We start from the raw sequence: 12266 nt of genomic DNA on the forward strand, positions 1-12266 counted from the left end.
AACCACAACTGTACTGGTTGTAGCCAAACATGTAACGGCACTTGGAACAATACTTGCAATTGTTGGTGGGTTTAATTTTGCCAATGATACTGAACCATTGAACACACATAAATTCTTATCGCGAACAGAATAGTTAATTACCTGATCTGTTCCGTTATCATTTACTGTTAAAGTATTTGCTGTTAAAGAATAACCACCTCCATTGAAGCTGTATTCGTATGGCGCTGTTCCTGTAGTCGGCAGCGCTATAGTTACAATAGTTGATTGTTTTGTATTTGTTGTACTACATGTAAATGCCGGAGCACTTGCTGTAGTAGTTAGAGTCGATGGTTGTAAAATAGTAACACCAATGCTTCCTGTACATCCTTTACTGTCTTTTACATAGAAAGTATGAAGACCAGGAGTTAATCCTGTGAATGTATCTGTAGTTGAAAATCCTGTTGTTGCATTATTACTATAAGTATAGCCACCAGAACCTCCGGCTCCTTTTAACTTCACTGAACCGTTTGCCGCTCCATTACAAGTTACATCAACCTGAGTAACAACGCTAACCGTTGGATTAGAAATAGAAAGTATATCAGTTGTTGTAACAAATGTACAACCGTTAGCATCTGTAACCTTAATTAAAAATGTCCCTGCCGTTGCTGTTGTATAAACATTTGAAGCCATTAAAGTATATGTAGTTCCTCCGTTCGTTGAAACTTCATATTTATAAGCAGTTTTTCCTCCATTAGCAGTAACTGTAATAGTAGCATCCTTAGAAGCTGAACAATCTAATTCTTTTACAAGAGTTGTTGCTGTAAGTTGTGGATAAACTGTTATTGGTGTAGCTGAAGCTGTACATAAGTTAGCATCTTTTACCCAAACTGTATATGGAGTTACACTTGCAGTAACATCAAATATATTACTTGTAGAAAATGCTCCTGTAGGACCATTAATACCATATTGTAATGTTCCAACACCTCCAGTACCCGTTGCAGTAATTCTGAATTTATTTCCAGAACCTGTACATTGATTGTCTAGAGTTGCTGTAACGCTTGGTACCTGATCTTTTAAAATTTCAATTGTAACAAAATCAGTACATCCGTTAGCATCTTTAATGTAAACATCCCATTTTGTAACAGTACCATTAACCGTGTTTACGGACATTTTTGGATCTGGTTGGAATGTTGTTGGAGCAGTTGCACCTTGAGTTACTACAGCATAAGAATAGCTTGTTGTTCCTCCAGCACCAACTGCGGTGATAATAGTGGTACCATTATTACAGTTGATATTTGGAGCTGTTGCAGTAACATCTAATGCGTTAGCTGGTTGTGTTAAACTAACAGTATAAACAGCATTACACTTTGTCAATCTGTCTGTTACCGTAATAGTATAATCACCCGCAGGCACAGCAGAGGTAACTGTTATAGTAGTTGTGGCTGCAGCAACGCCTGTAGCTTGTTGAATAGTTGTTCCACCAGCATTTTTAATAATATAATCGTATCCGTTAGCTTTTGCTCCATTTACAGTAAACTGAATATTTCCTGTTGCGGCATTACATTTAATTGTTGTAGTGATAGATCCACCAGCTACAATATCTGACGTTCCTTTTACATCATGGCTTATAGTTAGAGAACAACCTGTTTGACTGTCTGTGGCTTGAAAAGTATAAAGTCCAGGTGCTAATGGTTTAAAATCTCCTGTAGTATTACTCGCATTGTTATAACCTGCAGGTCCAGCAATAATTTGATAAGAAACGTTTGTTAAGCTACCTGCTTTTACAGCTGTTATTGTCACATGTCCTCCTTGAGGAGTTGTTGAACAATCATAACCACTATCAACTAAATTAATTGCTGTTATTGGTTGTAAAGCACCAATTGTTATAGAAAATGGTCCTGCCTGACATCCATTGGCATCTTTCACATAAGCTGTTACTGGTCCTGCAGTACTTGTAGGATAAGTATTAGTACTTGTAAAGTTGGCCGTGCCGTTAAAGCTATAAGTGTAAGCTCCTGTTCCTCCTGAACCAACAATTGTAACTACAGCAGGAGTAGTTCCTGTTGCGCCACATTTAATATCAGTCGCAGAAATAGTTCCTCCGACAGCAGTTGGTTCTGTTAATGTAATAGATCCGATAGCTGATTTACAGCCTTTACTGTCCATTACCTGATAAGGATAAGGAATGCCTGCTTTTAATCCTGTGTATTTTACAGTATTGGTAAATCCACTATTATTAAAACTATAAGTATAACTTAAAGAACCTCCTAAGGCAGACAAAGTTACTTCACCTGTTGATCCACCATAACAGGCAACCTGCACTGGTGTAGCATTAACAGTTGGATTCGTAAGTGCATCAACAGTTGCCGTAATTTCAACCTTACAAGCTGTTGGGCTGTTAGAATCTGAAATTTCAAAAGTGTAAAATCCAGCACCTGGAGCTGCATAATTAAATGTGTTTCCTGTCACAGGTATACTTGATCCATACAAATTAGAACCTTCTTTAACTTTATATGTAAATGCTGCTTTACCACCTGTAATGTCAACTTTAATAGTTGCACCTGCGGTATTACAGTCTAATGTTTTAGTTATTTGCGGCGTCGCTTTAATCTCTGTACCCACTACAATATTAGCAACTGTTGCCGTACAACTATTACTATCTGTTACTACAACAATATGCGTTCCTACTCCAACATTAGTGAAAGTATTATTTGTAACACCAGGTGCACCATCTAAACTATAAGATAATGTTCCTGTTCCGGTAGCTGTTACCACAATGGTAGCTTTATCAACAGAATCAAAACATAAATCTGATGTAGCGGCTAAACTTGCCGTAGGTGCCGTTGGATCATCTACGATTACAACAGTAGAAGCTCCTGACGGGCAATTATTAATATCTTTGGCAACCACAGTATAACTTCCTTTACTAATGTTTGGAAATACTGCTAAATCCTGGAATGGAACTAAAACTGTTGTACCATTAGCTCCCCTAAGTTCATATTTATATGGACTTGTTCCTCCACCAGCAACGGCAGTAATTGTTGCTTTAGCAGAACAAGTTGGAGGTGTTGTAACTGATGCTGTAACCGTTACAGGACTTCCTGCACCAATTGTTTTGCTAAATGATTTAGAGCAAGTACCTGTTGCATCACTACGTACGTCAACAGTATAATTACCTGCTATTAATCCACCTTCAGTTACAGGTGATACCGTTGAAGTTTTCCACGTTCCACCATTGATAGAATATTGGAAACTTCCATTAAAGTTTTGAGCTGTAATAGTAATAGAACCTGTATTACCTCCACTACATGCAACATTTTGAATGGTTGGTTCTAAAACTGTAAATGCTTTATCAGTTCCTACTTCAAAATCAAATTCTTTTGACGACAAACATGATTTAGGCAATTGATAAACTGAAATATCATCAATTAATAAATCATTACCATCATATTCTAAACTTCCTGAACGAATTACAAATGTTAAATTTGTATTAGGCCCTGGATTTAGAGAGATCGTTGGAATATTAATCCATTTTGTTCTATTTGGATCATTTGATGCCTCAGCAATTTTTCCGGTATCAACACGTGCTACAACAACTCCTAACGGGTTAACTAATTCAAATCGAACAATTGGAGCTGCTCCGCCCTTACCAGCATTTAATAAATTGGCAACCGCCAAATCTACTTGTACTGGTTGATTAGGAATAACATCTGCAATTGGTTTACTATATAAAATACCATAATCTCCAGCTGCAGAACCAATATTTACTAATAAATATCTTCCGTCAGCTACGGTACCATTTGAAGTATGATCTTTAAATGGATACCATGATGTATCATTTCTCCAGAAGAAACTTGCTACAGAATATTGATTATCCTCTACAGATCGTGTTCCACATTGATAAGGTGAATTTACTCTTTGATCATTAAAACAATATGCCGAAGCAATACCCGGACTGGTTGTTGGAAGTCCCCTTCCAAAATCTTCTTTTAATAAATTACTATAAGTAGCAGCTGCTACCAAATTATATTTTACAACAATTTTATGTGGACCTGATACAATATTATTAAAAACATTATTCGTAATAGGCGTATTAGCAACACCATCCAAATAATACTCATAAGTATAATTTGTTCCACCAGTATTAGTTACTGTCGCCGAAGTTTTTCCGGTACCATCACAATTATAGACTACAGGAGCTATGTCAATAGTTGGATCTGCTGGTTTTGGATCAAGCTTAACGGTATAAGGAATTATAAAAGTACATCCTAAATTGTCTTTTACTACTAAAGTATAACTTCCGTTCAAAACATCTTTTTCAGGAGATGTCTGCCAGGTTGATCCGCCATCAAAACTATATTGATAAGGAGCCGTTCCTCCAGTTACGTTGGTGATTCTTAATTTACCTCCAAGGCCTGCTAATGTACAACCCGCTAATTCAGCAACACCTCCGGAAGCTGTTAATTCTGAAGTTGGCGAAGCAATTACTTTAACCTGAGCTGGTTCTGTACAAGTATTTCCAGATAAAGTATATCTAACAACTACATTATAAGTTCCTCCAGCCAAATTAGAGAAAGTTGGATTAGTACTCCATGATCCTCCATTATTGATACTGTATTCTAAAGTGTATCCGTTTTGTGCTGTAACATTAATTTTGATCTCACCTTTGTCAGAGTAACACTTAATATCTGTCGTGCTAATGGTATATTCTGGTTTTGGATTTGCCGTAACCGTAATAGAATTAGTCACTTTACAACCATTTGCATCTGAAACAATAATATTATAAATACCGCCTGCAGGTAAAGTTGCAAAAGTTACCGGTATAGTTGATGTTGTTGTGTGTAGGACATAATCTGCACCATTAACAGAATAATAATACGGTGAGACTCCTCCTCCTATTGTTAATTTAATGGCTCCATCCTGACAGGCTGTTAATGCTGGAGAAAGAGATGGTGTAAGGGTAAGTTTTGCAACACTATTAATTGTTATATCTTCTGTCGCTTTACAACCATCGTCAGTAATTACTTCTACTGTATAGGTTCTACCTGTTGTTAATTGTTCGTATAAATATTGGTTAGGTGTAATTTTTCCAGAAGTATTTACAAGATTACCGTTCGATTTTCTATAAATATTAAAAGTATATTGAGCATCAGCGTCATTTGCCACAATTAATACCTTACCCAGATCTCCATTACATAAAGGCTGAGATGCAGTAACAGTAATACTGAAAGCTCTTTTTCTAATTACGATATCTTTAATATTAAAAATACAAGGATTAGTGTTTACTCCAACTTGTTTAATAAAAATGATATATGTTTTTTGTGTTACCCCTGCACCCCATCCAGCTCCTGTAATTGGAAATACTGGACTTGATTGGTAAGCACCTGGTACCGGATTAGCAGTTTGTTCTGCAATTGCATATTGATATTGCGCAGATCCACCGCCAACAGTAATACTTCCCGCTTTTCCACACATAATATCTTTATGTGTTTCAGTTGGGTTAAAGACATTCTTATATACATTAAAGTAAAAACGGTTAAAACAGCCGCCAGTATAGTTTAATGTTAAACGGAATTGTCCAGACTGATCAGCTCTATAATCAGGTCCTTCACCAACTTTAGTCCATGTACAAGAAGTTCCTTCATTTGCACAATTCTGACTAGTCGATGCCGTACAGCTTGACTCATTTAATTTTTCCCAAATAATAACGGAGCTATCATTAATTCCAGTTAGGATATCTTTATAATCATTAGCACCGCACAAGAAAATATTTGGCAACATTTTACCATTGCTTGTACATTGTACAACTTGGCTAGCGTAAGGAATAACAGGATTTGTTGCAATTCCTCCAAAAGGAACAACAGTAATTTCCTCGACATAATCTGTACAAGGCTTATTACCAATTCCAGCTACTTTATAAACTCCAGGCTGTGTTACTGTAACAGATTGACCTGTTGCTGTAAAATTCCCAGGACCTGTCCAGCTATAGCTGGCATATCCGTCAGAAGCTTTAATAACCTGGCTTGCGCTACATAAAACTACGTTTTGTGTAAACTTACAATCCTTAACTCCAACTAAGAAGTTTGTAGATTGTGGTGTTCCAAGATTACAAGAAGTATAAGAAGATAAACTTGGGTCATCTGTAATTTGTGTTTTATTTATATCTCCTTTATAAGTAGCGTAAGCTGAATTTTGAATAATAGGATCGCAAGCGTCACTTAACTCATTACAGGTAGGAACAACTTTAACACTAAATCTAATTAAACTACGAACAAAAGGAGGTCCGGGAATTAAGTTCTTTTTAACTAATGCGTCAGGAATTTTGAAAAGAAGTGTTCTGGTTGCTGCATCGTAAATTACATCATTTGCAATAGTCATTCCTGCAGGTAATGAAGTAATATCACCCGGGAAATTGAAATTAATGTTTTTTGGCAGAATGTCTTTAATTACAAATTCTTTGGTATCATCGTTACCTTGATTTTCAAATCCAATTACATAGTTTAGTTGCTCGCCTAAGGTTACATCTTTTAAACTTGCATCTGCACCATTAGCATCAAAAACCTGTTTAGTCAATAATATAGTAGGCTCAATAATTTCAACTGCAAAAGTTGAAAGAAAAGCACCATAACCATCACTGGAAGTCGTTAGTCTTAACGTCGCACCTTTTTCATCATTAGGAACAACACTGTTAAGAGCACCTGAACTTGATGGTGGATTTGGTATAATAACGTGATCAATATCAAATCCCATAGTATTAGTACTATTAGGAGTTCTTGAAAGATAATCTGCACCATTATCTGAAATGGTCGCGTTAAAAAAGTTTCCTACTGGGTTAACAGCATCATTTATTATTGTAAATGCAGTTGCTTTATCTGCTTTAAATTGTAGATTATCACCTGTTTTAAGGTTATCTCCCTCAAGAGCACCAACTCCAATTTTTGCATTTACAGGAAACGGCGCTGGCAAAGTTTGAAAACCATTAACTGTATAATCTACTTGTGTTACTGCACCTGCATCTGGGTTAACACCAACATATCCGTCAAAAACAGATATAAATTTACTTGGCATTGTAGGGCTTTCATAAATCACAACCAAAGACCATCCTCCTGCTCCACCACCATCACGTTTTCCTAATGCAGCACGTACATTAGCAACGGTGTAAACACCATCGGCATTTGTTAAAGCTTGTAATGTGGTCGTTACATTTTTATAACAAACGTATGGCGAGTCTTTAAATGAGTTTTGAACATTGGTATAATTGTATCCATCAAAAATAACCTCGTCTGCTGTTACATTTTGATAGGTCCCTCCCGGAACTTTAAGCTTAATGGTTTTCCAACTATTAAGAGGTCTTAATGTACCATCGTATTTTTTACCCGTATTTGTACTTCTCTCATACGGATAAATAGCAGACCAATATAAACCCGCATAAACAACTTTTTTACAGCTGTTATTAATCTTTAATTCTGCAGAAGAAGAACTAAACACCCCTGTTGCAGGATCAACATTGATATATTCAACATTATAATCATTGTTATCTCCAAGAACATTAAAAGGTGTATTTGCCTCAGCAGTCAGAGTGGCTAAATTGCTAACAGTTCCTGTAAAAGTAACTCCTGTTGTAGGTGTACCGCCAGAAAAAGTAGGAGCAGTATCAACTTTGCTAATTACAGTGTTACCAATTAAAACAACATCTCCTTTAACTTTTATGTTTCCACCAGTAAGTCGCGGAGCAAAAGCTTTTCCAATCTGAGCATTTACGGAAGTAAAACTTAAAAATAAGAACAGAATAAGCGTCGCATAATGCGATGCTTTCTTTCTATTTAAACTCATCATTTTTTCTAAATCAAAATCAGAAAAATTGCGCTTTAAATCCTCCAATCGGCCTTTGGCATATGAACCTAAGTTCGAACCAAAAGTAATCACAGTTTTTACACTTTTAAAGATAGTAGGTTTTTTCATGGTCTTCATTTTGTTTTTAGCTTCTGCCTATTTCTTAAGGGGCATTAAAAAATAAATTTTAGCAATCTGAAACATTTATTATTAGGTTCTTCTCAATTTTTAAGAAGGACAAACTTTCTTTTTTTATTCTATTAGTTCTCCACTTTTACGATGGCCATTTTGCCATTATACGGTTTATTCCCTTTTGCCTCTAATGCCTTAGTTGCTTCAGATAAACCATCAAATTTCTCGTAATAGATATAATATTTACTTGTTGCTATGTTGTAGAAGAAATTAACATCTGAACGTCCTGAGGCAACTGCCTTGGTCAGGAACTCATCTCTTTTTTCAACACTGCTATGAACGGCAATAATCATATAATATCCGCTATCAGAGTTTTTAATATTCTTGATAATCTGCATATTTGACTGGTCTTCACCAAAATCAAAATCACTTGCTGTTAATGGTGTACTACTCACTTTTGTAGTTTCCTTAATACGTTTAAGAGCTGCAAGATCCTGGCTATATCTTCCCTGATCATTTTCATAAGCTGCACGCTTGATTCTACGTCTTTTCTCAATTTCAGTTTCAGCCTTAATACGCTCTAAATTTGCTAATAACGCTGCACTGTCTTGTTCCATTTTTAATTGAGCTGCTTTTAACTCATTTATTTTTTCAAGATAAGCTTTGTTTAAAGCGTCATTTTTATTTGGCACTTTTCTAAGTCTCTCATTATATAAACCTGTAAGCTTAGCAAGTTCCTCTTTTGATGTTTTATTTGCATCCGCAAGCTGCACTTTGAAAGCTTCTAACTGACTGTTTTCTGCTGCAACACTTTTAAATGGCTTAGGCTCTCTATAGATTCCTTTTTCACTTAAATCATTTTCTTCTCTTAAGTCATCTAAGTCTTTTTGCTTATTGGCCACTGTTGCAGTAAACTGGGCAAACAATTCTTTTTGTGTTTTAATAGCTGTTTCAATAGCTTTAGATAGCGCCTCTATTTCTTTTGCTGAATCATCTTTTGGTGTCGCAGCCAATTTCGCTGCTGCATCAGCATCGGCTTTCGCTTTAGCATCTGCCGCCAATTTTGCTTTTAACTCAGCTTCTTCAGCAAGTCTTGCCTGTAAGGCATCGGCTTTCGCTTTGGCATCGGCATCTAATTTCGCTTGACGTGCTTCTTCATCTGCTTTAATTTTTGCATCAGCAGCTAGTTTAGCCTGCAATGCTTCTGCATCGGCTTTTGCTTTGGCATCGGCAGCTAATTTTGCCTTTAAAGCTTCTGCATCAGCTTTCGCCTTGGCATCTGCTGCAAGTTTAGCTTTTAGAGCATCGGCGTCTGCTTTTACTTTAGCATCAGCGTCAAGTTTAGCCTGTAAAGCTTCCGCATCGGCTTTCGCTTTTGCATCGGCAGCTAATTTTGCTTTTAAAGCTTCTGCATCAGCTTTTGCTTTGGCATCGGCGGCTAGTTTAGCTTTTAAAGCATCAGCGTCTGCTTTTGTTTTAGCATCTGCAGCAAGTTTTGCCTGTAAAGCTTCCGCATCGGCTTTCGCTTTAGTATCTGCAGCAAGTTTTGCCAATCGGGCTTCTTCCGCTAATTGTAATTGTTTTGCTTCGGCTTCAGCTTTCAATTTGGCAGTTGCTTCAGCATCAGCTTTCACTTTAGCATCAGCTAATAATTTTGCCTGCAATGCTTCCATATCTGCTTTTGCTTTAGCATCAGCAGCTAATTTCGCTTGTTGTGCTTCTGCATCGGCTTTTGCTTTTGCATCTGCAGCTAATTTTGCTTGTTGTGCTTCTGCATCAGCTTTTGCTTTCGCGTCAGCAGCAAGTTTTGCCTGTTGTGCTTCTGCATCAGCTTTTGCTTTCGCGTCAGCAGCTAATTTTGCTTGTTGTGCTTCTGCATCGGCTTTTGCTTTTGCATCAGCAGCTAATTTTGCCTGTTGCGCTTCTGCATCAGCTTTTGCTTTCGCATCAGCAGCTAGTTTTGCTTGTAGAGCTTCTGCGTCAGCTTTCGCTTTTGTCTCGGCAGCTAATTTTGCTACACGTGCTTCTTCAGCTAATTGTATTTTTTTTGCTTCAGCTTCAGCTTTCAATTTGGCAGTAGCTTCAGCATCGGCTTTTACTCTTGCATCAGCAATTAATTTTGCTTGTAACGCCTCCATGTCTGCTTTTGCTTTGGCATCAGCAGCAAGTTTTGCTTGTTGTGCCTCAGCATCTGCTTTTGCTTTAGCGTCAGCAGCAAGTTTTGCCTGTTGTGCTTCTGCATCAGCTTTTGCTTTAGCATCGGCAACAAGTTTTGCTTGTAGTGCCTCTGCGTCCGCTTTTGCTTTAGCATCTGCAGCTAATTTTACTTGTAATGCTTCTGCATCTGCTTTCGCTTTAGCATCTGCAGCTAATTTTATTTTCAATGCTTCTGCATCAGCTTTTGCTTTTGCTTCTGCAGCGATTAACGCTTGTCTTGCTTCAGCATCGGCTTTCGTTTTAGCATCAGCAGCTAATTTTTCTTTTAAGGCAGCTTCCTGAGCCGCTTTTGCTTTAGCATCAGCAGCTAATTTTGCCTTGTTTGCAGCATCAATATTTGCTTTAGTTTTTGAGTCAGCAGCAGCTTTGGCTTTTGCTTCAGCAGCTAATTTCGCCTGATATGCATCTGAGTCAGCTTTAGCTTTTGCATCCGCAGCTAATATTGATTGTAAATCCGCAGCTTCAGCTTTAGCTTTTGCATCGGCTTTTCTTTTCGCTTCAACAGCATCGGCTTTTGCTTTCGCATCGGCAGCTAACTTAACTTGTAATGCTTCAGCATCTGCCTTAGCTTTTTCAGCAGTTAATTGTGCTTGTGTTTTTTGAGGTGCAGCTGGTGTGTTGGCTGTTTTCACTTTAGCAGCATTTTCAGCATCGGCCTTAGCCTTCGCATCAGCAGCTAATTTTATTTTTAATGCTTCTGCATCAGCTCTTGATTTGTCTGCAGCTAATTGTGCCGCTGTTTTTTGTGGTGCAGGTTTAGCTGTAGCAACTGTTTTTCTGGCAGCAGCTTCAGCATCAGCTCTTGATTTATCCGCAGCTAATTGTGCCGCCGTTTTTTGTGGTGCCGGTTTAGCAGCAATAGCTGTTTTTCTGGCAGCAGCTTCAGCATCGGCTTTTGCTTTTGCATCAGCAGCTAATTTTAATCTTTGTGCTTGTGCTGCATCGGCTTTAGCCTTATTATCAGCTAGTAATTTTACCCTTGCAGATTCAGCGTCTGCTTTTGCTTTTTCTGCAGCCGCTAACCTTGCTTGTTGTGCTTCTGCATCAGCTTTTGCTTTAGCATCAGCAGCTAATTTTGCTTTTTCAGCACCATCAACTCTGGTAACTGGTGTCGTTGTTTTTTTAGCTATTACAGCTTTTGGTTTAGATGGATCTATAAGAGAACCTTCGTCATCATCTCCGTAATAGTAATTTTTGTTTTTGAATTTATAAGCAATTACAAATTCGTGCGAACCACCCAAATTAGAGAAATTACCCATTCCTCTTTCGTAGTTATATTCAATAGCAATACTTGGTGAAATATTTACACCAAGTCCCGCTGATACTCCATATAAAGTATTGTATCCTGCCTGTGCCCAAACTCCCTGTGGAATAGCAAGCATCGCAAGACCAGAAATAACTGTTTTATCCTGTTTTATTTCCGTTTTTACAATTCCTGAGAATTTACTTCTGTCAAAAAAACCATAACTATCAAGATATCCAGTATACATTGCATGAAGTTCAATTGCTCTTTCCGGGTCTTCTTTTATCATTCCGCCACCGAAATTGTACAGAATAAGATTGTTTACCGATACTCCAAAATCAAGGAATGCAGTACCGTAGTTAATACCCGGATTTACTGTAAGCATTGTGTTTGAAGGATAATCTCCATTCAAAATATTTGGGTCATCAGAAATTATTTTTCCTTTGTCTAAACCACTTTGATAAGCGCCTACATTTAAACCAAAAGTTAAATTACTGTCTTGCTCTAAAACAATGTTATGAGCAAAATTGACTACTCCGCCAAAAACGGTCATTAGACCATAATTTTGTTGAAACAGTCCAATAGCAAAAGCTTCATTCTCTCTGAAACGGCCTGAGTAATTAAATAAATAAGTATTTGGTGCATCATCAAATTGTACAAATTGTCTTTTATTATAAAAACTTATGTATGGATTTGATTCGCGAACAAAACTAAATGTTGGGTTAATTAAATATCTATTAAACTTTAATGAATTTCTGATAGGTAACGAAAACGAAACAACTCCATTCTCAGTAGTTTCCTGGGAATAGAGTAAATTTGAAAAACCGTAAAATAAAGTTATGAATAGTAGGATTTTCTTCAT

2 protein-coding genes are annotated in these 12266 nt (G+C 37.2%); both read right to left on the reverse strand.

Going from position 1 to position 12266, the window contains the following annotated elements; translation table 11 throughout:
- Nucleotides 1–7941: hypothetical protein (locus AC6CH4_RS21690; RefSeq protein ID WP_498106693.1), on the reverse strand; the 7941-nt coding region annotated here is incomplete at its 3' end.
- Nucleotides 7942–8072: 131 nt separating this feature from the next.
- The gene (locus AC6CH4_RS21695; RefSeq protein ID WP_498106695.1) at nucleotides 8073–12266 is read right to left on the reverse strand and encodes a PorP/SprF family type IX secretion system membrane protein; all 4194 of its coding nucleotides are present in this window, start codon (nucleotides 12264–12266) and stop codon (nucleotides 8073–8075) included.

Source organism: Flavobacterium sp. GQ95, from assembly GCF_059758655.1.